This is a genomic window from Pluralibacter gergoviae ATCC 33028 = NBRC 105706 (assembly GCF_001598855.1).
GTDB lineage: Bacteria > Pseudomonadota > Gammaproteobacteria > Enterobacterales > Enterobacteriaceae > Pluralibacter > Pluralibacter gergoviae.
Genome location: NZ_BCZS01000043.1, coordinates 1 through 26,378 on the forward strand (window position 1 = coordinate 1; position 26,378 = coordinate 26,378).

Here is a 26,378-nt window from a genome sequence, read left to right on the forward strand (position 1 = left end):
GGACTCCGACAGTGATTCGGACTCCGACAGTGATTCGGACTCCGACAGTGATTCGGATTCGGACAGCGACTCGGATTCCGACAGCGACTCAGACTCCGACAGTGATTCTGACTCTGACAGCGACTCTGACTCCGACAGTGATTCGGATTCTGACAGTGATTCGGATTCCGACAGCGACTCTGACTCTGACAGCGATTCGGATGCTGACAGTGACTCAGACTCTGACAGCGACAGTGACTCCGACTCAGACTCCGACAGCGACTCCGACAGCGACTCCGACAGCGACTCCGATAGCGACTCCGACAGCGACTCCGATAGCGACTCCGATAGCGACTCCGATTTCGACTCCGATTTCGAAGCCCGCAACGATCGGGTAATGCTGACCGTTACAGAGTCCACGGCAACAGAACAGAGTAATCATACTGGCAGCGGATCCGTCTTTATTGGTCTGCTTGGCGGTCTGCTGAATATCGGTAGCGGTACGGCGATGGCGCAGTTTAGCGTGGGCAATGGGCATTCGGCTGACATTGTGGCAAATATTACCGGCGGTTCGCTGCTGTCGGCCATCAATGACCTCGACGTGGCGGTGCAGCGCTGGGATAACACGGCCCAGAGTTGGGTAACGGTGAAAGACAGCGTGTCGAGTCCGTCGCTGATTACGATAATTGGTGGCCAGACCGTCTCCCTTAATGCGGCCGATCTCGGTGAGGGCCAGTACCGCGTGGTGGCATTCAGCGATAACCCGCTGCTCGGGGTACTGTCATCCACGAATGTTGACGTTCAGGTTACCGATAGCGGACCGGTTATCAGCGGCACGGCGGTGGGGAATGCCATTACGGACGATGATGGCGTTAACGGAAGCGACTCGGTGCCTCCGGGCACCGTCGTCAGCCAGATCATTAATAGCGACGGTACGATCGTCACGGTGCCGACGAGCGGTGAATCGGTAACCATTCAGGGAGAGTACGGTGTCCTGACTATCAAGGCAGACGGCAGCTACAGCTATGAGATAACCAATGTCTCAAGCGCTAACGCGGGTAAAACCGATGTCTTTACCTACGTCTTGAGCAACGGCATGACCACCTCCAGCGCCCAGCTGGAAGTGATGCTCGGCCAGGGCCCCGACGGCGGTACCGGCGATACGCTGCAGGCGCAGGATAACGATGTGGTGATGATTGAAACGCCGCTGGTTACCACTGAGATCCATTCCGACAGCGGATTCCTGCTGGTCGGCGCGCTCAGCAATCTGCTGACGCTGCTTGGTAATCAGAACGCTGCCGTCAATTTTGTGGTCAGCGAAGGCCACTCCGCCGATATTGAGGTGAATGTCCAGGGCACATCCTTACTCAATGCTCTGAACTCGGTTAACGTGCTGATTCAGCGCTTTAACAGCACCACCGGGCAGTGGGAAACCGTGGCGGATAGCCATGCGAACAGCGGCCTGATTGTTATCATTGACAACAATCGCGTGACCCTGCGCCTCGACGATCTGGGCGTCGGCCAGTACCGGGCGATCGGCTACAGCGACAATACGCTGCTGGGACTGGCGTCAAACACCACGGTAAGCGTTATCGTAACGGATACCGGGCCGGATCAGCTGCACGGCAGCCTCAACGGCAACGTGATCACCGATAGCGATGCCGTTCACGGTATTGATGCGATCACGGTCGGAACAGTGGTCAGCAGCGTCACCGATGCTCAGGGGCTATCCCACGCCGTAGCCGCCGGCGGAACGACTATCCTCGGCCAATATGGCACGCTGACAATTTACAGTGACGGTAAATATGTCTACACCCTGACCACATCGGCTGCACAGGCGGAAGGGAAATCGGAAAACTTCACCTATACCTTAAGCGACGGCACGCACAGCTCCAGCGCTAACCTGAATATCACGCTGGGTACGCAGGGTGAGGCTGCGCCGGTTATCGCGGTAGATGATACCGCAACGCTGCAGGTGGATGCGTTACCTGAGACGGTCGATCATGGTGCCAGCAGTAAAACCGGATTCGCACTGCTTAAGGCCGGGCTTGGCGATGTGCTGGATCTGTCGCTGCTGAACTTTAACGACCAGATCCGTCTCTCTGTTGGCGCCGACGAAGTGCGTAACGTCAGCATGCACGCCACGGCCGGCGGTATTATGCTCGGGGCAACATTTGATTTGTATATCTACAAATACAATGAAACCAGCGGCAATTATGAGCTGTTTAAGCAACAGAAGGACTGGTTCCTTGCAGTGCTTGGCGGTAAGTCCAGTAATCTGGATTACACGCTTGGGCAGGGCGACTACCTGCTGCTGATGAATATCAGCAACGGCGTTACGGTTGCGGGCGGCTATACGCTGGTGCTCGATAAGGATGTCTCTTATCTGGTCACCACGGAGAGCGGCAGCGTTAGCGGCAACGTTATTGCCGGGGACAGCGCGGGCGGAGAAATGGATACGCTGCCGTCGGGCAGCGTGCTGAGCAGCGTTAACGGTATCGCGGTGTCGTCAACCGGCTCGACGGTGATCCAGGGTGAGTTTGGCACGCTGACCATCAATGCCAACGGGGCTTATACCTATGCGCTGAATGCGGGGCAGTCGCTGTCAACGGTCGGTCAGTCAGAAACCTTCACCTATACGGTGAAGGCGCCGGACGGCACGCTGGCCTCGGCGACGCTGACGGTAAATCTGCAGCATCCTGTACTGGACGCGGTGGATGACAGCGTTAGCAGAGACGTAGCGTTTACCAATATCCTGACGACAAATAATCAGGATGGTGTGACGACGGCGACGTTGGCAAACAGTAAGTCGCAGGACGTTACTAAAGACTTCCAGGGGAATTTCCACGTTACAGACGGGCATCAGCTGCAGAATATTACGCTGCAGTATGTGTTGTCAGACGACAATATTCTGGCAAATATCGGGCTGCAATTGAGTTACTACATAACGAACAGCGCGGGGCAGACAGTTGCCAGCAGTTCGTCTGTACTCTCGACCAGTAGCGGCTTAACGACGGGCTCAACGGTTAATGTTGCGCTTACCGGAGTCAACCTGGCCGAGGGAGATTATACGCTCCATATTCATGCCCTCTCGCCAAAAGCTGCGTTCCTGGATGTCACGGGTAACGCAACCATCAGCGCCAATATCCACGGCACCGAAGTGGCGCTGGGCGACTACCACACCACCGAGCAGACCGTCACCGCGACCGGCAACCTGTTCGACGGCTCGGGCTCCGACAATCACGTTGACAATGTGATCTCCGTCGGCACCACCCTGACCGTTCAGGGCAGCGGTGCGTCGATTACCGTGGCGCAGAACGACAGCGCGCCGCACACGGTCCAGGGCAGCTACGGCACTCTGACGGTCTACGGTGACGGCAGCTACAGCTACACGATGACGGAGACTAACCTCAACAACCTGACCCACAAAGAGGTATTCAACTACACGCTGAATGGCCCATCGGATCAGAGTGCCAGCGCTACCCTGACCATCGATCTGCACCCGCAGCTCACCGGCAGCGCCTATGCCGACACGATGGGCAGTACGGCTTATAACGACACCTTCACCAGCGGTGCCGGCGCAGATTCGGTAATTTTCCACCTGCTGGACAATGCCGACGCGACGGGCGGTAACGGGCACGACACCTGGCAAGATTTCTCGGCCAGTGATGGAGATCGTATAGATGTCAGTGAGTTACTGACGGATTGGGATGGTAATAATGATGATCTGGGGCAATATTTATCTGTGGAGCACACTGAGAGCGGCGATACCGTGGTGTCGATAGACCGGGATGGTTCAGCGGGCGCTGCCTTCCAGCCCACGGAACTGATTACGCTGGAGAACACAAATATGACGCTGGAGGAGTTAATTCAGCATCACACCACTTCGGGTCATAGCTGAGGGTGACATCGCGGGGGAGGGCACGCTCCCCCGGCGGACCCGGTTCTGCTTACCGCCGACCGGGCCCGCACTTTTGGTCTTATTTGCGGCGCGCGCATCAGGACGAGACGGCGAGCCGTACGCGGCATTATCGCGTAATGAGTAATGAAATTGTGGGATCATAATAATTGACGCTGGAATAAATTATGGGCTGCTTAAGAACGCGCAGATTCTGCTTTACGGGCCTGCTGACGCTGTTTTCCTGTTCTTTCTCGCCCGCTGCCCTGGCTATCTGGGGAGAAAGAGATCCGGCTGAAGCCGCACGCATCAGCCCGCAACAGCTCTCGCCGGCAGATACGCTGCCGGCGCTGGACGGCTCGCGCCCGGGTGAAAAAAGCGCGGTGTCGGCTCCCGCGCTGCTGAGCCTGAATGCGGCCGTGGAACGGGCGGTGCAGTGGTATCCCGATATTGGCAGCGAGGTCGGAAAATTATTTACCGCCTCGGAGCGCATTAATATCGCACGGGCGAAATATTATCCGCAAATCAGCGGCGGGATTAATAACAGTGTCACCAATACCTATAACGACGGCGGCTATTCGCCGTCGCTGGTGCTCTCTCTGTCGCAGATGCTGTATGACTTTGGCAAGGTCGACAGCGCGGTGCGCGAAGCCAACAGCGCGCTGGCCCAGCAGCAGGCAAACGTCCTGCTGAGTATTGATAAAGTGGCCCACGACAGCGCCGCGGCGCTGGTGCAGGTGCAGGGCTTTCAGCAACTGGTGCAGATTGCCCGCGAACAGCTCGACGCGCTGGAAACCATCGGCCGGCTGGAGAAGCAGCGCAACGACGAGGGCGCCAGCTCGCTCTCTGACGTGGTGCAGACCAATGCACGTATTGAAGGCGCGCGCGCCACCCTTACCCAATATCAGGCAAGTCTCGAGCGCTGGCGCGCCACGCTGACCTCATGGCTGGGGTGGGAGCGCATCGGGCGCGTCGATAACCTTTTTCCCGAAAAACTTGGTCAGTCCTGCCGGCGGGCGAAAGTAGATGACGCGCTGGTCCCCGCCGTGCTGGCTTCCCAGGCGCAGATGGCCCAGGCCGCCGCCCAGCTCTCCGGCGCTGAGGCGCAGATGAAGCCCACCATCTCGCTTGAACCGGAGGTGACCCACTACCTCAATGACCGCTACGCCAACCATGAACAGCTCGACCGCACGCAGTATTCGGCCTACGTCCGGGTGCAGATGCCGATTTACCAGGGCGGCGGACTCACCGCCGGGCGCAATGCGGCCCAGCACAGTCTTGAGGCCGCCGAGGCGGCGGTGCGCACTACCCGCATTGAAGTACGCCAGCAGCTGATGGCCGCGCAGAACGAAGCGCTCAGCCTTGAGCAGACCCTGGCCCTGCAGGTCAGGCAGCTCGCACTGAATAAGCAAACTCAGGAACTCTATAAAGAGCAGTATCTCGGTCTCGGTAACCGGCCGCTGCTGGATGTGCTTAACGCCGAACAGGAGGTCTACCAGACCCGCTTTATGCAGCAGCAAACCGAGACCCAGTGGCGCAGTCTGCAGCTCGACTGTCTCTATAACACCGGACTGACCCGGCACCTGTTTGCGCTGGAAAACCGGTCCATTCAGGGCGTGGAGATCCGGCCATGAGCGACATAAAAGCGACACCGGAACCGCAGGTGGCGGCGTCAGAGAATGTTGACGGCTGGGTGCAGGCGATATGCCGGGTGGCTGGCCACTACCGGCTCTCTTACTCACCGGGCAGCGTCAAATCTGTGGCGCGCTGGCAGCGCGGACGAGCGCTGCCGACGGTGCTGAAAAACATGGCCCGGCACGCCGGGCTGTCGGTGAGAATGCTCGACGGGGGCGTCACCGCGATCTCCGGCTGGCGGCTGCCGCTGGTCGTTCAGCTTAACGACGGACAGGTCGGCGTCATTGAGCACTTTGACGGCGAGTCGATGGTCGGCGTCAGCTTCAGCAGCGAAGATAATCTGGTGACCCAGCTGCCGCTGCTGCCGCTGCTGGCCGAGGTGCGCGTTGCGGTAGCGCTGCGTCCGGCGACGATGGCCGGCGACAGTCGGGTGAAAAATTATCTCTCCCAGTGGCACCCCGGCTGGCTGCGCGGCCTGGTACTGCAGAAGCTGCGGCCCTACTGGCATGTCATGCTGGCGTCGCTGATAATAAACACTCTGGCGATGGCCGGGATCCTCTTCTCCATGCAGGTCTATGACCGGGTGATCCCCGCCCAGTCCTATCCCACGCTCTACGTGCTGTTTATCGGCGTGCTGATCGCCGTCTTCTTCGGTTTTCTGATGCGGCTTTTGCGCAGCCGCGTTACCGACCTGCTGGGTAAGCAGGCGGACATGCGCATCTCCGATCGCGTCTTCGGCCACGCCCTGCGCCTGAAAACCAGCGCTATTCCGCGCTCTACCGGCAGTTTTATCTCGCAGCTGCGCGAGCTGGAATCGATTCGCGAAATGGTCACCTCAACCACCGTCAGCGTGATGGCGGACCTGCCATTTTTTGTACTGTTCCTGCTGGTGCTGGCGATTATCGCTCCGCAGCTGGCGTGGATTGCGCCGCTCGCCGCCATCATCATGATCGTCCCCGGGCTGCTGCTGCAGAAGCGGCTGGCGGCGCTGGCCCGCGACCACGTCGAGGAGTCGACCCTACGTAACGCTGTGCTGGTGGAGAGCGTGCAGAACATGGAGGATATCAAGCTAATGCAGGCCGAGAACCACTTCCTGCAGCAGTGGAACAGCTACATTCGCATCACCGCCCAGTCTGGTCTGAAAACTCGCCGGGTGACCCAGGGACTGCTGGCGTGGGGCATGAGCGTACAGGGGCTGGTCTACGCGGTAGTGATCGTCGTCGGCGCGCCGATGGTCATCGACGGCGATATTACTACCGGGGCCATTATTGCCGCCTCGCAGCTCTCATCGCGCATGGTGGCGCCGATGACCGCCCTGTGCGGCGTGCTGGCCCGCTGGCAGCAGGCGAAGGCGGCGAAGGCAGGTATTGACAGCATTATGCAACTGCCGGTCGAAAACAGCTTCGACGCCCAGGCGCTGCATCAGGACGTGCTCCACGGCCACTTTACCTTTACCGACGCGGCGTTCCGCTACCAGCCCGACTCGCCGACCGTCCCGCTGCGGGTAGCGAACCTGGATATTCAGCCCGGGGAGCGCATTGCGGTGCTGGGGCGCAACGGCGCCGGGAAATCCACTTTCCTGCAGGCGCTGATCGGCGGTATTCCGCTGACTCAGGGCGAGCTGAAGCTTGATTCGCTGAGCCTGCCGCATATCGACGTCGCCGATCTGCGGCGCAATATCGGCCTGCTGACGCAAAACGCCCGCCTGTTTCACGGCTCCCTGCGCGACAACCTGAAACTCGGCGCGCCGCTGGCCCAGGATCGAGAGGTGTTTGAGGCGCTGGAGATTGCCGGCGCCGCCGGGTTCGTGCGCAAGCTGCCCCACGGACTGGATCATCCGATTATGGAGGGCGGCATCGGGCTCTCCGGCGGCCAGCGCCAGTCCATTCTGCTGGCGCGCCTGATCCTGCGCGATCCGAATATTGTTCTGCTGGACGAGCCGACGGCATCGCTGGATGAACATACTGAGAAGGCGTTCCTCGCCAGGCTGGAAAACTGGCTGGCGGGGCGGACGCTGATCGTCGCGACCCACCGCACTGCCGTGATGGCGATTATCGACCGCGTGCTGGTGCTGAAAGAGGGCAGCCTGGTGATGGATATGCCAAAAGAGAAGGCGCTGTCGCGCCAGAATTCAGAAAGCGGAGGGGCGGGCAGCAATGAAAGAAAACCAGCCTGACGACATCCACTCTGCGGCGCAAGAGAGCGGGGCGGCCGCCGCGGTCGCCCGGCCCGGCCCGGAGAACCACGCTCTGGAAGATGAGCCGGATAACCAGGCCCTGGCGCATTCAGGGCGGATCGTTACGCTCTGCGGCGCGCTGCTGCTGGCGGCCGGCCTGTGGGCCACCTTCGGCACGCTGGATGAAGTCTCTACCGGTACCGGCAAAGTGATCCCCAGCTCCCGCGAGCAGGTGCTGCAGTCGCTGGACGGCGGCGTGCTGGTAGCGCTCAACGTGCGCGAAGGCCAGCGGGTCAACGCCGGCGAAGTGGTCGCCCGTCTTGATCCGACGCGCTCCCAGTCCAGCGTCGGCGAAAGCCTTGCCCGCTACCAGGCCGCGCTCGCCGCCAGCAGCCGGCTGTCGGCAGAGGTCAACGACCTGCCGCTGACTTTTCCGCCGGAGCTGAACAGCGCGCCGCTGCTGATTGCCTCGGAAACCCGGCTCTACACGATGCGTAAAAGCCAGTTTGCTGACTCGAAAGCGCGGCTTAATGACGCCATCACCTCCGTGCAGAACGAATTAACCATTACCCGGCGGCTGGCCAACACCGGCGCGGCGAGTAACGTTGAGGTGCTGCGCCTGGAGCGTCAGCTTGCGGATCTGCAGCTCAAGCAGCTCGACCTGCGCGCCCAGTACCGGGTGCAGGCCCGCGAGGAGCTGGCGAAGGCCACCGCCGAGGCCAACTCGCTGGCCGAAGTGATCCGCGGCCGGGAGGACAGCGTGATGCGCATGACGGTGCGCTCGCCGGTGAAAGGCATCGTCAAAAACATTAAGGTAACCACCCTCGGCGGCGTGGTTCCGCCCAACGGCGAGCTGATGGAGATCGTTCCGGTTGATGACCGGCTGCTGGTGGAGGCCCGGCTCTCGCCACGCGACATCGCCTTTATCCATCCGGATCAGCCCGCGCTGGTGAAAATCACCGCCTATGATTACGCCATCTACGGTGGCCTGCACGGCGTGGTGGAGAGCATCTCCCCGGATACGATACAGGACGAGGCCAAGCCGGAAATCTACTACTACCGGGTGTTTATCCGCACCGACCACGCGTATTTGAAAAACAAAGCCGGCAAAAAGTTCGCCATTGTGCCGGGGATGATTGCCAACGTCGATATTAAAACCGGCGAAAAGACCGTGCTGGATTATCTGATTAAACCCTTTAACAAAGCCAAAGAAGCCCTGAGGGAGCGCTAATGGAGCAAACCGATTTTCACCGCCAGCCGACGTGGGCCAGGCGCATCGCCGACGCCGCGCGTGCGCTGCACACTGCCTCTCTTGCCGCGCCGCATCCCGACTGCGTGCTGTTTATCAGCGCCGGCGAGCCGGAGGCGCGGGCGCGGGTTGCCACCGGCTGCGGCGGCAGCTTTGATGAGGCATGGCGGCAGGCGTTTGACGCACTGCTGGCGGCGGATGCCCGCCAGCCCACCTGGCTGCGGGTGGACGTGGTGAACTGGACGGAAAAGCTCAGCGTCGCTGCGCTCAAGGAGAAATGTTCGCGCACTAAGCGCAGCTATTTTCGCTTCGGCCTGAGCTTCGACCCGCGGTTCCGGCGCGCGCTGCTGGAGCAGGAGATTTCCGGCAACGCTATTCTCTACCGCAGCGAGACGCCGGTGGCGGCGCTGAATGACGCTAATCTGGCCCGCTACGCAAAGCGGCGCTTCGGCGAGGCGCTGGCGTTTGGCGAGGATGAGGCGACCCTCTGGCGGTTTAAAACGGCGGCGATTTTCGCCGAGGGCGACAGCCTTTATTCCATCTGCGATAAGGGCCGCGAGGCGGGCTATCGCGAACTTAACGACTGGCCGGGCGGCCATCTTAACGACGCCATTGCCAGCGCCAGCCGCTTTCTGGCGGCGCAGATTCACGACAGCGGCAAATACGACTACGGCTGGTTTCCCTGCTTTGATAAGCCGATCCCCAGCTATAACGCCCTGCGCCACGCCAGCTCCACCTACGCGCTGCTGGAGGGCTGGGAGCACACCCGGGAACCCGCCGAGTTTGCCGCCATTGAGCGCGCGCTGCACTACCTGACCACTGAGCTTATTCACAGCCGCCCGCTGCCGGGCGGCAAAATGGCCGATTTCCTGGTGGATGTCGGCAATGAGGTCAAGCTCGGCGGCAACGCGCTGGCGATACTCGCCCTCGCGAAGTACACCAGCCTCACCGGCGATACCCGCTATCTGCCGCAGATGCTGCGCCTGGCGCGCACCCTGCGCTATATGCAGGATCCGGAAACCGGGGCCTTCGTCCACGTTATCAACTATCCGGATCTGAGCCTGAAGGCGGCCGAGCGCATCATCTACTACGATGGTGAGGCCGCCTTTGCCCTGATGCGGCTGTATGGCCTTACCGGTCAGGCCTGGCTGCTTGAGATGGTGCACAAGGCCTTCGACAGCTTTATCGCCCGCGAGCACTGGTGCGCCCACGACCACTGGCTGAGCTACTGCGTCAATGAACTGGTGGCCTACTGCCCGGAGGAGCGCTACTTCCGCTTTGGCCTCGACAACGTGCGCGATCATCTCGACTTCGTGCTTAATCGCATCACTACCTATCCGACGCTGCTGGAGCTGATGATGGCCGCCAGCCAGATGCTGGTGCGTCTCGCCGCCAGCGAGCACCGCCATCTGCTCGATGATTTTGACACGGAGAAATTCGACCGGGCGCTGGCCCACCGCGCCCGCTACCTGATGAACGGCTTTTTCTGGCCGGAGCTGGCAATGTTCTTCGCCAGACCGTCGCGGATTGTCGGCAGCTTCTTTATCCGCCACCACGCCTGGCGGGTACGCATTGATGATGTGGAGCACTACCTCTCCGGGCTGACCGCCTGGCACCGGATGCTGAAGATGCAGCACCGGCTGCCCGCCGGCGATGAGCCGCAGGTACTGTTTCTCGGTGAGGATCTGCGCGAGGTGGGTAACGGCATCGAGGTGGCAATGCTCCGCCGGGCGCAGCTTTTTGTTGATTATCTGCATCTGCCAACGAGGCTGGTGCTCTGCCGCTGGAACCCGGGCTGGCGGCAAACTGCCGATGCGCTGCGGACCGCCGGTAAGCTGCCCGGGCAGGTGGCGGTGAGCCACGTCTATGATGAGCTGCCTGGCCTGCGCGATCTCGGCAGGCTGCAGCCGCTTGAGCAGCGGGCGCCGCGCCGGCTGCCGGTGCCGCCGGCGCTCTACCGGCGTCAGGTTTTACACCAGGAGGGGGAGCATAAGGGAAGGCTGGCTCAGGAGGATTTCATCGACGCTTACGGGCAGGTGCTGCTGCGTAAGTATTATCAGGCCCGGCGGGATGGCGTAAACCTGTCCCGCGCCGAGTGGCGAAATGAACGCGGCAACATTGAGACGGCGACCCGGGAGGACCAGATCAGCGCCTGGCTGCTGTCTGCCGCCCTCGACCCGGCGATCGGTCGCCATTTTATTATCGACAAGAACGCGGCGTGGCGCGATTTCGCCCTGAACCGCGCGCTGCGTCCGGCGGGTTCGACGCTGACGGCGATGCTGCACAGTACTCACCTGCTGGCGGATGGCCGGGTGAAGTGGAGCTACGCCCACTTACTTGATGCGGTTGATGCCGTGGACAAAATCGTCGCTCTGACCGGAGAGCAGCGCGACGATCTGGCGCTGGCAGGGGTCAGCGCCGCGCGCCTGCTGGCGATCCCACACGGCGGTTCACTTCCGACGGCTGAAGGGAAATCTGCCGCCGGGCGTCAGGTGCTGTGCATGGCGCGCTATGCGCCGGAAAAGCAGCATGCGCTGCTGATCCGCGCCTTTGCCCTGGTGGTCAGCGTACTGCCCGACGCCAGACTGGTGTGCTACGGCACCGGGCCGCTGCGCAATGCACTGCGCCGGCAGGTCAGCGACGCCGGTCTTGAGACGGCGATAGCCATCAATGATTTTTCTGCCGATATCGTCGCCGCCCAGCGGCAGAGCCGCTGCGCCGTGCTCTGCTCGCGGGAAGAGGGTTTTTCGCTGTTCGGCCTCGAGTCGCTCGGATACGGTACCCCGCTGGTCAGCTTCGATATTAAATATGGCCCCCGCGAGCTGCTGGCCGACAGCGGGGCCGGCGTGCTGGTGGCGCAGGACGATGAGCTGGCGCTGGCCGACGCCCTGATCGCCGTGTTGAGCGATGACGCTGCTTGGCAAAAAATGTCCGCCGCAGCGCGCGAACGCGCGGCGCGCTACGCCCCGGAGGCGGTAGCAGAACGCTGGCAGGACTGGTGGCAGTGGGCGAGCGGGGTAAAGGTTCGAACAGAATAGAGAATGCCGCCCCCGGCGGGTGCCGGGGGCGGCGCGAATCAGAACGTCAGCACTTTATCCGCCGCCAGCGTCCACTCCGCCAGTTCCACGAGGGTTCCTACTTCCACGCCGTCAACCAGCGTCAGGCCGGTGATGCCGCGCCCGTCGGTACAGGTTTTGCACAGCTTCACCGGCACGCTCTGGGCGGTGAGGATCTCCAGCATCTGCTGGATATTATAGCCCTCGGCCGGCTTCTGCCCGCGCAGGCCGGCGGTAACGGCATCGGACATCAGAAACAGCTTCAGGTCGATTTGCTGCTGCTCTTTAAGGGCAATGGCGAGGCGCAGGCTGTTAAACAGCGACTCGCTGCCGTAGGCCGCGCCGCTGGCGACAATCACAATACGTTGCATCCTTCCTCCTGAAATTATCTGGCTATTCCTATGCTACTGCGTTCGGCGCTTACTGTCCAAAGCGGCCAATCAGGCCGGTGGCGGCCAGCTGGTGGCCCTTGAGTTTGTCAAACAGCGCCTCGCGGGTCAGCCCGGCGGGCAGATCCGGCGGCAGCGAGGTGGCGATAAGCGTAAACGTATAGTGGTGCGCGCCGCTGCCCGGCGGCGGGCAGGGACCGTACCAGGCGCCGGTGCCTTTACTGTTTTTACCCCCGGTGAAGCCTTTCCCGTCGCGCAGAGCGTTGGGCGAGAAGCCGGTCGCCGCCGGAATGATGTTGTAGGCAACCAGGTGGGTCACGCCGAGGCCCTTATTGCCTTCCGGATCGTGGACCACCAGCGCAAAACTCCGGGTCTGCGGCGGCGGGTTGCTCCATACCAGCGGCGGCGAGTTGTTTTCGCCGCTGCAGTTGGGATTTTGCTTATCATTGCCGGCATACTTCGCCGTCATCATGCCGTTATCGGCAAAGGCGGGCGACTGCAGGATAAAGAGATCCGCGGCCCCGGCCGACGCGGCGGCGAACAGCATCCCTGCGCAAAGAGTAAAAGATAGTGTGTGCTGCATAAAAAGCGCTCATTATGTGTGGGTACTCTAACTGTAGACCAGCACTCGGTTTTTTCCTGAAATTTAGTCAAAGGCTGAAATCGCTGCCGATTGTCGGTAAACTTATTAACTGTGCCCTATGTCACATAACTGACAGGAACCCGCTGACGTTTTGACCACTTTGCGTTTACGACACTGCCTTCCGCTGCTGCTCCTGCCTCTCGCAGGAAGCGCTGCCGCTGTGCGCCAGTTTTATGTCGAGCAGGCGAAAAATCCGTTCAGCGTCAGCGCGGCTGAAGCCCTGCCGGATATGGGCATCGCACCCGAAAGTGGCGACGATCAGAAGCATCTGGCTGAGATGGTGAAGGCCTTCGGCGAGGCCAGCATGGTCGATAACGGCCTCGCCACCGGCGAGCGCGCCCGCCAGTTCGCGCTGGATAAAATCAACCAGCGGTTTAACACCGAGTTTAATCAGCAGCTCGACTACTGGCTTTCGCCGTGGGGCAACGCCAGCGCCCAGCTGCTGGTGGATGATAAAGGCAACTTTACCGGCAGCCACGGCAGCTGGTTTGTGCCGCTGGCGGATAATGACCGCTATCTCACCTGGAGCCAGGTGGGCTTTACCCGCCAGGACGAGGGTACGGTGAGCAATCTTGGCCTTGGCCAGCGCTGGGTGGCGGGAAGCTGGCTGCTTGGCTACAACACCTTCTATGACGCACAGCTTCACGACAATCTGCGGCGCGGCGGCTTCGGCGCCGAGGCCTGGAGCGAGTATCTGCGCCTGTCGGCCAACTACTATCAGCCGCTCAGCGGCTGGCGCAGCGACAGCGATCTGAAAGAGCAGCGCATGGCGCGCGGTTACGACGTCACGGCCCAGGCGCGTCTGCCGTTTTACCGCTACGTCAATACCAGCCTTAGCCTTGAGCAGTACTTTGGCGACAGCGTCGACCTGTTTCACTCCGGCACCGGCTACCGCAATCCGGTGGCCGTCTCGCTGGGGCTCAACTACACGCCGGTGCCGCTGATGACCCTGACGGCGGAGCACAAGCAGGGCGAGAGCGGCGTCAGTCAGAATAACGTCGGCATGAAGCTCAACTACCGCTTCGGCGTGCCGCTCAAAAAGCAGCTTGAATCCAGCGAAGTGGCGGCCTTCACCTCCCTGCGCGGCAGCCGCTACGATGCGCCGGAGCGCAATCAACTGCCGGTGGTGGAGTATCGCCAGCGTAAAACGCTGTCGGTCTTTCTCGCCACGCCGCCGTGGGATCTCAAGCCGGGCGAGACGGTGCAGCTGAAGCTGCAGGTGCGCAGCCGCTATAAGATACGCTCCCTGACCTGGCAGGGTGACGGCCAGGCGCTGAGCCTGACGCCGCCGGTAAACCGCAACAGCGCCGACGGCTGGAGCATCATTATGCCGGCCTGGGACAGCAGCGAAGGGGCCAGCAACCGCTGGCATCTGTCGGTGGTGGTTGAGGATGAAAAAGGCCAGCGCGTCTCGTCGAACGAGATAACGCTGGTGCTGACAGAGCCGCTGACGACGCTGCCGGGTGTGCCTTCAGACGATGCGCTGTGGCAGCCTTAAAATACCCGGTCCTGATGGACCCAGACGGCGGCTTCAACCCGGGACTTGAGCTTCATCTTCTTCAGCATATGCTTGACGTGCACCTTGACCGTACTCTCGGTGATATCAAGGCGACGGGCGATCATTTTATTGGGCAGGCCCTGGGCAATCAGCTTGAGAATATCGCGCTCGCGCGGCGTCAGCTGATTGATGTCGCGGTCAGAGGTGGCACGATTGGCCCGCAGGCTGGCGGCCAGCACCGGCGTTAGCGCCTCGCTCAGCACCATCTCGCCGGCGGCGGACTGCTGCAGCGCCTTGAGTAAATCTTCCGGCTCCATATCCTTGAGCAGATAGCCGTCGGCTCCGCGCTTGAGGGCAGTCACCACGTCCTCTTCGTGATTCGACGCGCTAAACACCACCACCCGGCCGGAGAGCGCGCGCTCGCGCAGCTTGTCCAGGGTCTCCAGACCGTTCATGCCCGGCATGTTGAGATCGAGCAGGATCAGATCCGGATCGAGCGATTCCGCCAGCTCAATGCCCTGTTCGCCGTTGCTCTCTTCGCCCACCACCTCAATGTCCGGCGCCATGCTGATGAGCTGCTTCACGCCGGTGCGCAGCATGGGATGATCGTCGATGAGCAAAATCGTTGCCCGTTCCTGATTAGTCATGGGAGTCTCCTTGAGATTGAGGGAGGGATTTTTCGGGGATGAAGGTGACAACGACGTTGGTGCCGCCGCCATCTCGCCGTTTGACCTGACAGTCGCCGTGCAGGCTCTGGGCGCGGTCGCGCATGATGATAAGTCCGTAGTGATTGCTGCGTTCTGCATTATCCGGCACGCCGCGGCCATTATCAGCAACGGTTAAACGGACCTGATTGTTCTGCTGGATGACGCTGACGGTCACCGCCGTGGCCTGGGCGTGCTTGAGGGCATTGCTCAGGGCCTCGCGGGCGATTTGCAGCAGGTGTATTGCCTGGTGGGAAGGAACAAGACGCGGCGGCAGCTGATAGTCGAGCCGGACGTCAAAGCCGAAATGGGCGCTGTACTCCTGGCAGCTGGCCTCCAGCGCGGGCCGCAGGCCGGGTTCAGTGAGCTGCAGGCGGAAGGTGGTCAGCAGCTCCCGCAGCTGGGCCCAGGAGGTGTTCAGTTCATTACGCATCTGGCTGAGTAAGGTGCGGCTCTCTTCGGGCAGCGTGCTGCCCTGCATCTGCAGGCAGCTCACCTGCATCTTCATGCAGGAGAGGGACTGAGCGATGGAGTCGTGCAGCTCCCGGGCAATCGTGGCCCGCTCTTCCATGACGATCAGCTGCTGCTGGCGCTCCTGGTGCCTGTCCAGCGCCAGCGTGGCGGTAATTTGTTCAACCAGCGTATCCACCAGCTGCTGCTGGTCGTGGCTGAGGTGACGCCCGGCGGGCAGGGTAGCCAGCAGGATGCCATACTGGTTGTGGGCATCGGTCAGCCGCCATTTTAAGGTGATGCCGCCGGTTGCTTCAGCGGGCAGATTGCGCGGGCAGAGGAAGCAGCCGCGCTCATCGCAGCTGGCGGCGGAGTGGCAGATAAACTCCTGATGGTTATCTTCGTCTTCGGTATCGTATACCCGGACCTCAATATCGCGCAGCAGGGTCAGATCCTGCAGGCCGTTGAGCACCGGCGAGATGCGCTCGCACAGCGACGCCTGAGAGTGCAGGCGGCGGTTGGCCTGCCAGAGAAAGGCAAGAATTTCATTTTTATGCTTGAGGTTGGCAGTTTTCTCCTGCACCCGCTGCTCGAGCACCGCGTAGCTTTCCGCCAGCTCTTTTGACATGTTATTCAGCGCCCTGCCGAGCGTTGCCATCTCGTCGCGCCCGCTAATTTTCGCCCGCTGGCCGAAGTCCCGGCGGCTGACCGCCCGGGCCATCCCCAGCAGCTGCTTCCAGGGGCGCAGCAGGCGGGCGCGCAGCCAGACGATAGTGAACAGCAGTAGCATTCCCATACACAGCATCATGATCCGGTGCAGCCTCACGACGTGCGCGATACGCTCTTCGGTGGTATGGTCGAAATCGGTCACCAGCTGGTCAATACGGTTGACAAAGCCTGCGACCTGGCTTGCCACCACCTGCTGACTGCGGGCGCGCTGCATCGCGGGCAGCAGCTCAGTCTGCCAGTAGCGCTGCAGGGCGCTGAGCTGGGTACGTTGCCCATCGCGGCGGGCGGCTTCAATCAGTTCAGTGCTGAAAACGGTGGCGTTCATTTCATCAAGCAGGGCAGCGTCGCTGCTTTTCAGGGGAACCGCCGCCAGCAGCCGGTAACTCTGCATCCGCAGTGAGCCCGCTTTGTTAATGGCGTGGGCGCTGCCCTGAACGCCGTAGACCAGCCGGGCAGAGACCGCCATACCGGCTACGCCGATAATGGTCGACAGCAGGACGATGAGCGCCAGTTGGTTGACCAGCGTAAGCGGCGTAAAAAGGCGTTTAAACATGAAATGCGGAACTCCTGACCGGGAGAAGTGCCCGGATTGCGGCTATTTTCAGCCATCCTCTGGAGTATACCCATACCTATAAAGTATTACCTCTTAATTGCCGTAAGGGATCGGAAAATGTGGCGGGTCCGATATAATCCCCCTGTGGGTATGATAATCCGCGGATTCATGGCCAGAAAAGACTACTCACTAAGAGTCATGCGCGATTTTCGCACAATTTTATCTCGCGTTGTCCTTTGATTTATATCAACTTACCTTGCCCGGCAGGCCCTAATGTTGCAGCATCTGTCTCAATCATTAGAGGTTTCTATGAGTCACTCCTCCGTGCCGGAAAAGCAGCAAGGCGCCGTTATCACCGACTGGCGCCCTGAAGATCACACCTTCTGGCAGCAGTGCGGGCACCGCATCGCCAGCCGTAACCTGTGGATTTCCGTTCCCTGTCTGATGCTGGCGTTCTGCGTCTGGATCCTGTTCAGCGCCGTGGCGGTCAACCTGAATAAGGTCGGCTTTAATTTTACCACCGATCAGCTGTTCCTGCTGACGGCGCTGCCGGCGCTCTCCGGGGCGCTGCTGCGCGTGCCTTACTCCTTCATGGTGCCGATTTTTGGCGGCCGCCGCTGGACGGCCTTCAGCACCGGGATCATGATTGTTCCCTGCGTGTGGCTCGGGCTGGCGGTTCAGGATCCGACCACGTCATTTAATACCTTTATTATTATCGCGCTGCTGTGCGGCTTCGCCGGGGCGAACTTCGCCTCCAGTATGGCCAACATCAGCTTCTTCTTCCCGAAAGAGAAGCAGGGCGGGGCGCTGGGGATCAACGGCGGCCTCGGCAATATGGGCGTCAGCGTGATGCAGCTGGTTGCACCGCTGGTCATCTCCCTCGGCGTGTTCAGCTTCTTCGGCGGCCACGGCGTTGAGCAGGCCGACGGCTCCCGCATCTACCTGGAAAATGCGGCGTGGATTTGGGTGCCTTTCCTGGTCATCTTCACCCTGGCCGCGCTGTTCGGTATGAACGACATTGCGGCGTCAAAGACCTCGCTCAGCAAGCAACTGCCGGTGCTCAAGCGCGGCCACCTGTGGATCATGAGCCTGCTCTATCTGGCGACCTTCGGCTCCTTTATCGGCTTCTCCGCCGGCTTTGCGATGCTGTCGAAAACCCAGTTCCCCGACGTGAACATCATGCACTACGCCTTCTTCGGCCCGCTGGTGGGCGCGCTTGCCCGCTCCGCAGGCGGCGCGATTTCTGACCGCCTCGGCGGCACCCGCGTGACGCTGGTGAATTTTGTGCTGATGGCGATTTTCTGCGGTCTGGTCTTTATGACCCTGCCGGTGAACGGCGCGGGCGGCAACTTCCAGGCGTTCTTCGCGGTCTTTATGGTGCTGTTCCTGACCGCCGGGCTGGGTAGCGCCTCCACGTTCCAGATGATTTCCGTCATCTTCCGCAAGCAGACCGCCGAACGCGTTAAGGCACAGGGCGGCAGCGATGAAGAGGCGGCCCGCGAAGCGGCCACCGATACGGCGGCGGCGCTGGGCTTTATCTCGGCCATCGGCGCGGTAGGCGGCTTCTTTATCCCGAAAGCCTTCGGCACCTCGCTGGCGTTGACCGGCTCGCCTGCGGGCGCTATGAAGCTGTTCCTCGTGTTCTATATCGCCTGCGTGGTCATCACTTGGGCAGTCTACGGACGTAAAGCGAAGTAACGGCAGGTTAACCTGACCCCGGGACGCGGTTCGCCGCGTCTTTTTTAGCGCGTTATTTAGTTACAACATACTATTGCCTACTCCTTAATACCTTATGCCGGGCTCTCGCGCCGCTAATTCGAACAACTTAGTGATAAAACCATTATTAAACAATAAATTAGCCTGATTTAGCTGATAACTCTATGGTGGTAGGTCATTTATGCACCTTTGACCAGACGCTCTCCCGTCTTGATCGCCATCAATTCTGCTCGCCTTTCAGGACGTTACTGTCGCCGCAACTCAAATTGCAATGTCGATTTATCAGAGAGCCGCAGGCTCCATACAGGAGAGACCCGATGAGCAAATTTCTGGACCGGTTTCGCTACTTCAAGCAGAAGGGCGAAACCTTTGCCGATGGGCACGGCCAGCTTCTGGAAACCAACAGGGACTGGGAGGATGGCTATCGCCAGCGCTGGCAGCACGACAAGATTGTGCGCTCGACGCACGGGGTAAACTGTACCGGCTCCTGCAGCTGGAAGATTTACGTTAAGAATGGCCTGGTCACCTGGGAGACCCAGCAGACCGACTATCCGCGCACCCGCCCGGATATGCCGAACCACGAACCGCGCGGCTGCCCGCGCGGGGCGAGCTACTCCTGGTATCTCTACAGCGCAAACCGCCTCAAGTATCCGCTGATGCGCAAGCGCCTGATGAAGATGTGGCGCGAAGCGAAGGCGCAGCACCCGGATCCGGTCAACGCCTGGGCCTCGATTATCGAAGATGCCGATAAGGCTAAAAGCTTCAAGCAGGCGCGCGGCCGCGGCGGCTTCGTGCGCTCCTCGTGGCAGGAAGTGAACGAACTGATCGCTGCGTCCAACGTCTATACCATTAAAACTTACGGCCCGGACCGCGTGGCGGGCTTCTCGCCGATCCCGGCGATGTCGATGGTCTCTTATGCCGCGGGGGCGCGCTACATCTCTCTGCTCGGCGGCACCTGCCTGAGCTTCTACGACTGGTACTGCGACCTGCCGCCGGCTTCGCCGCAGACCTGGGGCGAGCAGACCGACGTGCCGGAGTCCGCCGACTGGTATAACTCCAGCTACATCATCGCCTGGGGCTCCAACGTGCCGCAGACCCGTACCCCGGACGCCCACTTCTTTACCGAAGTACGCTACAAGGGCACCAAGACCGTTGCCGTGACGCCGGACTATGCCGAGATCGCCAAGCTGTGCGACCTGTGGCTGGCGCCGAAGCAGGGCACCGACGCGGCGATGGCGCTGGCAATGGGCCACGTGATGCTGCGCGAGTTCCACCTCGACAATCCGAGCCAGTACTTCACCGACTACGTGCGCCGCTATACCGATATGCCGATGCTGGTCACGCTCGAAGAGCGCGACGGCTACTACGCGGCGGGCCGCATGCTGCGCGCCTCCGATCTGGTGGACTCCCTGGGCCAGGAGAACAACCCGGAGTGGAAAACCGTTGCCATTAACGATAATGGCGACTTAACCGCGCCGAACGGCTCCATCGGCTTCCGCTGGGGCGACAAGGGCAAGTGGAACCTGGAGCAGCGCGACGGTAAGAGCGGCGAAGAGGTGCAGCTGCGCCTCTCCCTGCTCGGCGGCCACGACGATATTGCCGAGGTGGGCTTCCCGTACTTCGGCGGCGAGGGCACCGAGCACTTTAACAGCGTCGAGCTGGAAAACGTCCTGCTGCACAAGCTGCCGGTTAAGCGCCTGCAGATGGCCGACGGCAGCACTCGCCTGGTGACCACCGTTTACGATCTGACCCTGGCCAACTACGGCCTCGATCGTGGCCTGGGCGATGATAACTGCGCCAGCAGCTATGAAGACATTAAGGCGTATACGCCGGCCTGGGCCGAGCAGATCACCGGTGTACCGGCGGCGCAGATTATCCGCACCGCCCGCGAGTTTGCCGATAACGCCGACCGCACCCACGGCCGCTCGATGATCATCGTCGGCGCCGGTCTGAACCACTGGTTCCACCTCGATATGAACTATCGCGGCATCATTAACATGCTGGTGTTCTGCGGCTGCGTCGGCCAGAGCGGCGGCGGCTGGGCGCACTACGTGGGCCAGGAGAAGCTGCGCCCGCAGACCGGCTGGCTGCCGCTGGCCTTTGCGCTGGACTGGGCGCGCCCGCCGCGCCATATGAACAGCACTTCGTACTTCTACAACCACTCCAGCCAGTGGCGCTATGAGTCGGTCACTGCCCAGGAGCTGCTGTCGCCGCTGGCGGACAAGTCCCGCTACAGCGGCCATCTGCTGGATTTCAACGTCCGCGCCGAGCGCATGGGCTGGCTGCCGTCCGCGCCGCAGCTGGGCACCAACCCGCTGACCCTGGCCGCCGATGCGGCGAAAGCGGGTATGAGCCCGGTGGACTACACCGTGAAATCGCTGAAGGAAGGCTCCCTGCGTTTCGCCGCCGAGCAGCCGGAAAACGGCAAGAACCACCCGCGCAACCTGTTTATCTGGCGCTCCAACCTGCTGGGCTCCTCCGGTAAGGGCCACGAGTACATGCTCAAGTACCTGCTGGGCACCGAGCACGGCATTCAGGGCCAGGATCTCGGCCAGCAGGGCGGCATTAAGCCGGAAGAAGTCGAATGGCAGGACAACGGCCTCGACGGCAAGCTGGATCTGGTGGTTACTCTCGACTTCCGCCTGTCGAGCACCTGCCTGTTCTCCGACATCGTGCTGCCGACCGCCACCTGGTACGAAAAGGACGACATGAATACCTCGGACATGCATCCGTTTATTCATCCGCTCTCTGCGGCAGTCGATCCGGCCTGGGAGTCGAAGAGCGACTGGGAGATCTATAAAGGCATCGCCAAAACCTTCTCCGAAGTCTGCGTCGGCCATCTGGGTAAAGAGACCGACGTGGTGACCCTGCCGATTCAGCACGACTCCCCGGCAGAGCTGGGCCAGCCGCTGGACGTGAAGGACTGGAAGAAGGGCGAGTGCGACCTGATCCCCGGCAAGACCGCGCCGCATATCATGACCGTCGAGCGCGACTATCCGGCGACTTACGAGCGCTTTACCTCCGTCGGGCCGCTGCTTGAGAAGCTGGGCAACGGCGGCAAGGGGATCTCGTGGAACACCCAGAGCGAGGTGGATCTGCTGCGCAAGCTGAACTACGTCAAGGCCGACGGCCCGGCGAAAGGTCAGCCGATGCTCAATACCGCCATTGATGCGGCGGAAATGATCCTGACGCTTGCGCCGGAAACCAACGGCCAGGTGGCCGTCAAGGCCTGGGAAGCGCAGAGCAAAGCCACCGGGCGCGACCATACGCACCTGGCGCTGAATAAAGAAGAGGAGAAGATCCGCTTCCGCGATATTCAGGCGCAGCCGCGCAAAATCATCTCCAGCCCGACCTGGTCCGGCCTTGAAGATGAGCACGTCTCCTACAACGCGGGCTACACCAACGTTCACGAGCTGATCCCGTGGCGCACCCTGTCCGGTCGCCAGCAGCTGTATCAGGATCACCAGTGGATGCGCGACTTCGGCGAGAGCCTGCTGGTCTACCGTCCGCCGATCGATACCCGCTCGGTGAAGGCGGTGATGGGTAAGAAGTCCAACGGCAACCCGGAGAAGGCGCTCAACTTCCTGACGCCGCACCAGAAGTGGGGCATCCACTCCACCTACAGCGACAACCTGCTGATGCTGACCCTGGGCCGCGGCGGGCCGGTAGTGTGGATGAGCGAAATTGACGCGAAGTCCCTCGGCATTGCGGACAACGACTGGATCGAAGTGTTTAACAGCCACGGCTCCCTGACCGCCCGCGCGGTGGTCAGCCAGCGCGTGCCGGAAGGGATGACCATGATGTACCACGCCCAGGAGCGCATCGTGAACCTCCCGGGCTCGGAAATTACCGGCCAGCGCGGGGGTATCCACAACTCGGTCACCCGCATCAGCCCGAAACCGACCCACATGATCGGCGGCTATGCCCATCTGGCTTACGGCTTTAACTATTACGGCACCGTGGGCTCCAACCGCGATGAGTTCGTAGTGGTGCGCAAGATGAAGAACATTAACTGGTTAGACGGCGAAGGCAAAGACCAGGTACAGGAGAGCGTAAAATGAAAATTCGTTCACAAGTCGGCATGGTGCTGAATCTCGACAAATGCATCGGCTGCCACACCTGCTCGGTGACCTGTAAGAACGTCTGGACCAGCCGCGAAGGCGTCGAGTACGCGTGGTTCAACAACGTGGAAACCAAGCCGGGCACCGGTTTCCCGACCGACTGGGAAAACCAGGAGAAGTGGAAGGGCGGCTGGATCCGCAAAATCAACGGCAAGCTCCAGCCGCGGATGGGTAACAAAGCCCTGCTGCTGGGCAAGATCTTCGCCAACCCGCATCTGCCGGGCATCGAAGACTACTATGAGCCGTTTGACTACGACTATCAGACCCTGCACAGCGCGCCGGAGAGCAAGGTGCAGCCGATCGCCCGCCCGCGCTCGCTAATCACCGGCCAGCGGATGGAGAAAATCACCAAAGGCCCGAACTGGGAAGACGATATGGGCGGCGAGTTTGAGAAGCTCTCCCGCGATCGGAACTTCCACAACGTGCAGAAGGCGATGTACGGCCAGTTCGAAAACACCTTCATGATGTACATGCCGCGCCTGTGCGAGCACTGCCTCAACCCGGCGTGCGTGGCGACCTGCCCGAGCGGAGCCATCTACAAGCGTGAAGAAGACGGCATCGTGCTGATCGACCAGGACAAGTGCCGCGGCTGGCGGATGTGCATCACCGGCTGCCCGTACAAGAAAATCTACTTCAACTGGAAGAGCGGTAAGTCCGAGAAGTGCATCTTCTGCTACCCGCGTATTGAAGCGGGTCAGCCGACCGTATGTTCCGAAACCTGCGTGGGCCGCATCCGCTACCTCGGCGTGCTGCTGTACGATGCGGACGCCATCGAGCAGGCGGCGAGCACCGAGAGTGAAAAAGATCTCTATCAGCGCCAGCTGGACGTGTTCCTCGATCCGAACGACCCGAAAGTGATTGAACAGGCGCTGAAGGACGGCGTGCCGCAGAGCGTGATCGACGCCGCGCAGCAGTCGCCGGTCTACAAGATGGCGATGGAGTGGCGCCTTGCTCTGCCGCTGCACCCGGAATATCGCACGCTGCCGATGGTCTGGTACGTGCCGCCGCTGTCGCCGATCCAGTCAGCCGCCGATGCCGGGACTATCGGCAGCAACGGCATTCTGCCGGACGTCGAGAGTCTGCGTATTCCGGTCCAGTACCTGGCGAATATGCTGACCGCCGGGGATACCGCGCCGGTGCTCAACGCCCTGAAGCGGATGCTGGCGATGCGCCACTACAAGCGGGCGGAAACCGTGGACGGCGTTACCGACGTGCGCGCCCTGGAGGCAGTCGGCCTGACCGAAGCCCAGGCGCAGGAGATGTACCGCTATCTGGCGATCGCCAACTACGAGGACCGCTTCGTGGTGCCGAGCAGCCACCGGGAGCTCGCCCGCGACGCCTTCCCGGAGAAGGGCGGCTGCGGCTTCAGCTTCGGCGACGGCTGCCACGGTTCAGACGGCAAGTTCAACCTGTTTAACAGCCGCCGCATCGACGCCGTCGACGTGAGCAGCAAAACGGAGCCGCATCCATGAAAGCGCTGATGATTATCTCCCGCCTGCTGGAGTACCCGGACGCTGCCCTGTGGCAGCATCAGCAGGAGATCCACGACGAGCTGGCGACGTCTACGCTGCTGGCGCGCGAAGATGCGCAAAGGCTGTGCGTCTTTCTGCGTGAGCTGACGGCGCAGGATCTGCTGGATGCCCAGGCAGCCTACAGCGAACTGTTCGACCGCGGCCGCGCGACCTCGCTGCTGCTGTTCGAGCACGTTCACGGCGAGTCCCGCGACCGCGGCCAGGCAATGGTCGACCTGCTGGAGCAGTACCGCCGGTACGGCCTGGAGCTGGACAGCCGCGAGCTGCCGGACCACCTGCCGCTCTATCTGGAGTACCTGGCGCAGCTGCCGCAGGCCGAGGCTATCGGCGGCCTGCAGGACGTGGCGCCGATCCTGGCGCTGCTCAGCGCCCGCCTGAGCCAGCGCGAAAGCCGCTACGCGGTGCTGTTTGACGTCCTGCTGGCGGTCGCCAACAGCGCCGTTGACAGCGATAAAGTGGCGGCAAAAATCGCCGACGAGGCCCGGGACGATACGCCGCAGGCGCTTGACGCGGTCTGGGAAGAAGAGCAGGTCAAGTTTTTTGCCGACCAGGGCTGTGCGGATTCGGACATTGCGGCGCACCAGCGCCGCTTCGCCGGAGCGGTCGCACCGCAGTATCTGAATATCTCTAACGGAGGAGAGCGCTAATGCACTTCCTGAATATCTTCTTCTTTGATATCTACCCGTACATTGCGGGATCGGTCTTTCTGATCGGCAGCTGGCTGCGCTACGACTACGGCCAGTATACCTGGCGCGCGGGCTCCAGCCAGATGCTGGACCGCAAGGGAATGAACCTGGCATCCAACCTGTTTCACCTCGGCATCCTGGGCATTTTTGCCGGCCACTTCCTCGGTATGCTGACTCCGCACTGGATGTATGAAGCGTGGCTGCCGCTGGCGGTGAAGCAGAAAATGGCGATGTTCGGCGGCGGTGCCGCCGGCGTCCTGTGCCTGGTAGGCGGCGCGCTGCTGCTCAAGCGCCGCCTGCTCAGCCCGCGCGTGCGCGCCACCACCACCAAAGCGGATATCCTGATCCTCACTCTGCTGGTGGTGCAGTGCGCGCTTGGCCTGACCTCGATTCACTTCTCCGCCCAGCATCCGGACGGCAGCGAAATGATGAAGCTGGTCAACTGGGCGCAGACGGTGGTGACCTTCCGCGGCGACGCGGCGCACTACCTGGACGGCGTGGCCTTTGTCTACCGCATCCACCTGGTGCTGGGCATGACGCTGTTCCTGCTGTTCCCGTTCTCCCGCCTGGTGCATATCTGGAGCGTGCCGGTAGAGTATCTGACCCGCAAATACCAGATCGTGCGCGCCCGCCGCTGATCGGTTGGCTTTGGTATTTTTGCTTCTGGCCCTGCATTTGCAGGGCCTTTTTATTGGTAGCGGCTCACCGCCCGGAGATTATCTCCATCGCCTGAGCGGCCCTCGCAGCGGGAGGCGCCGGCGGCAGCGTCGTCAGGCGATAACCATGCTGCTCATACGTTGCCGCCATCGCTTTCCAGGTTTCGACGGCCTCCTGCCAGCTCTGCTTGCGTTCGTTATCCTGGGCATAGACGCCGCGCCACGGCGGCAGAATAATCACGTCGGTGGCGTAACGATAGCGGCTAATCGCTTCCGTGAGGCGAGGCGGGATAGGATAACCGCACAGGGTCAGGTAACCGGCGATATCGGGGATACCGCGATCGTAGAACACGGGAGCGCTTGCGCCGCTGCTGCGGTGCCATGCGCGAATGTCCCGCGCCAGCATCAGCCCGGCAAAGCGCTGCGGATCGCGCCAGGGTACGCCGCAACCGCCGATCGACATCTGCTCCCTGATGACGGCGCGTCCCGATTCGTCGCACACGGCGAAACCCCGCTGCGCGAGAGTCTCAATTAATGTCGTTTTTCCGGCGCCGGGCCCCCCGGTAATAATCGTACGTAAATTCATAGCGATTTTCCTTTCTGGATTGGGAAAGCATTGTTGCGCAAGCGGTGGTGTAGACTTTGGTTATGGCGGAGGCGTTGGTCGTTGAGCGTAAGAGAAGGGGAGTCTTAGTCGGAACTTCTTAT

16 protein-coding genes are annotated in these 26,378 nt (G+C 61.4%); 11 read left to right on the forward strand and 5 right to left on the reverse strand.

Features of this window, described 5'->3' with window-relative positions:
• From ENGE1_RS28140 to ENGE1_RS27490, 5 genes are all read left to right on the forward strand, one after another.
• On the forward strand, positions 1–3,880 hold a 3,880-nt coding region (locus tag ENGE1_RS28140), incomplete at its 5' end, for a beta strand repeat-containing protein (RefSeq protein WP_155731570.1).
• Between the two features lie 185 nt (positions 3,881–4,065).
• On the forward strand, positions 4,066–5,511 hold the full coding sequence (locus tag ENGE1_RS23870; RefSeq protein WP_080732667.1) for a TolC family outer membrane protein: 1,446 nt from the start codon (positions 4,066–4,068) through the stop codon (positions 5,509–5,511).
• Positions 5,508–7,688, forward strand: coding sequence for a type I secretion system permease/ATPase (locus ENGE1_RS23875; protein ID WP_048255023.1), 2,181 nt, complete (start codon positions 5,508–5,510; stop codon positions 7,686–7,688). Before ENGE1_RS23870 ends, ENGE1_RS23875 begins: the two co-directional genes overlap by 4 nt.
• Positions 7,669–8,919, forward strand: a complete 1,251-nt coding sequence (locus ENGE1_RS23880) for an HlyD family type I secretion periplasmic adaptor subunit (RefSeq protein ID WP_080941332.1) — start codon at positions 7,669–7,671, stop codon at positions 8,917–8,919. Before ENGE1_RS23875 ends, ENGE1_RS23880 begins: the two co-directional genes overlap by 20 nt.
• Complete coding sequence (locus ENGE1_RS27490) at positions 8,919–11,975, forward strand: glycosyltransferase (RefSeq protein WP_048255022.1); 3,057 nt, start codon at positions 8,919–8,921, stop codon at positions 11,973–11,975. The genes ENGE1_RS23880 and ENGE1_RS27490 overlap by 1 nt, the downstream gene beginning before the upstream one ends.
• A gap of 38 nt (positions 11,976–12,013) precedes the next feature.
• Here the strand turns inward: ENGE1_RS27490 and ENGE1_RS23890 are convergent, their stop codons facing one another.
• The gene (locus ENGE1_RS23890; protein ID WP_043083497.1) at positions 12,014–12,364 is read right to left on the reverse strand and encodes a DsrE/DsrF/TusD sulfur relay family protein; all 351 of its coding nucleotides are present in this window, start codon (positions 12,362–12,364) and stop codon (positions 12,014–12,016) included.
• Positions 12,365–12,413: 49 nt separating this feature from the next.
• Positions 12,414–12,965, reverse strand: coding sequence for a YbhB/YbcL family Raf kinase inhibitor-like protein (locus ENGE1_RS23895; protein ID WP_045287639.1), 552 nt, complete (start codon positions 12,963–12,965; stop codon positions 12,414–12,416).
• Positions 12,966–13,116: 151 nt separating this feature from the next.
• Between ENGE1_RS23895 and ENGE1_RS23900 the strand changes: the two genes are divergently transcribed.
• On the forward strand, positions 13,117–14,523 hold the full coding sequence (locus ENGE1_RS23900) for a YchO/YchP family invasin (RefSeq protein WP_119218101.1): 1,407 nt from the start codon (positions 13,117–13,119) through the stop codon (positions 14,521–14,523).
• On the opposite strand, the gene narL is transcribed toward ENGE1_RS23900, so the two are convergent.
• Together narL and narX are read right to left on the reverse strand one after the other, a co-directional pair.
• Entirely contained in the window at positions 14,520–15,170 is a 651-nt protein-coding gene (narL, locus tag ENGE1_RS23905) for a two-component system response regulator NarL (RefSeq protein WP_064360810.1), read from the reverse strand. The two genes, ENGE1_RS23900 and narL, sit on opposite strands and share 4 nt — an antisense overlap.
• On the reverse strand, positions 15,163–16,959 hold the full coding sequence (gene narX, locus ENGE1_RS23910) for a nitrate/nitrite two-component system sensor histidine kinase NarX (protein WP_048273130.1): 1,797 nt from the start codon (positions 16,957–16,959) through the stop codon (positions 15,163–15,165). Before narX ends, narL begins: the two co-directional genes overlap by 8 nt.
• A 309-nt stretch (positions 16,960–17,268) precedes the next feature.
• Between narX and ENGE1_RS23915 the strand changes: the two genes are divergently transcribed.
• From ENGE1_RS23915 to narI, 5 genes are all read left to right on the forward strand, one after another.
• Positions 17,269–18,657 (forward strand): NarK family nitrate/nitrite MFS transporter, encoded by a 1,389-nt coding sequence (locus ENGE1_RS23915; RefSeq protein WP_043083505.1) that lies wholly within the window; start codon positions 17,269–17,271, stop codon positions 18,655–18,657.
• Between the two features lie 335 nt (positions 18,658–18,992).
• On the forward strand, positions 18,993–22,736 hold the full coding sequence (locus ENGE1_RS23920; RefSeq protein ID WP_048273131.1) for a nitrate reductase subunit alpha: 3,744 nt from the start codon (positions 18,993–18,995) through the stop codon (positions 22,734–22,736).
• On the forward strand, positions 22,733–24,268 hold the full coding sequence (gene narH / locus ENGE1_RS23925; RefSeq protein WP_048255019.1) for a nitrate reductase subunit beta: 1,536 nt from the start codon (positions 22,733–22,735) through the stop codon (positions 24,266–24,268). The genes ENGE1_RS23920 and narH overlap by 4 nt, the downstream gene beginning before the upstream one ends.
• Positions 24,265–24,975 carry a nitrate reductase molybdenum cofactor assembly chaperone gene (narJ, locus tag ENGE1_RS23930; RefSeq protein WP_048273132.1) on the forward strand — a complete coding sequence of 237 codons (711 nt, stop codon included), beginning with the start codon at positions 24,265–24,267 and terminating at the stop codon, positions 24,973–24,975. Before narH ends, narJ begins: the two co-directional genes overlap by 4 nt.
• Positions 24,975–25,652: a respiratory nitrate reductase subunit gamma gene (gene narI / locus ENGE1_RS23935; protein WP_043083512.1), complete on the forward strand. Its 678-nt coding sequence runs from the start codon at positions 24,975–24,977 to the stop codon at positions 25,650–25,652. The genes narJ and narI overlap by 1 nt, the downstream gene beginning before the upstream one ends.
• 64 nt (positions 25,653–25,716) lie before the next feature.
• On the opposite strand, the gene ENGE1_RS23940 is transcribed toward narI, so the two are convergent.
• Positions 25,717–26,256: an AAA family ATPase gene (locus tag ENGE1_RS23940; RefSeq protein WP_048255015.1), complete on the reverse strand. Its 540-nt coding sequence runs from the start codon at positions 26,254–26,256 to the stop codon at positions 25,717–25,719.
• Between the last annotated feature and the right edge of the window lie 122 nt (positions 26,257–26,378).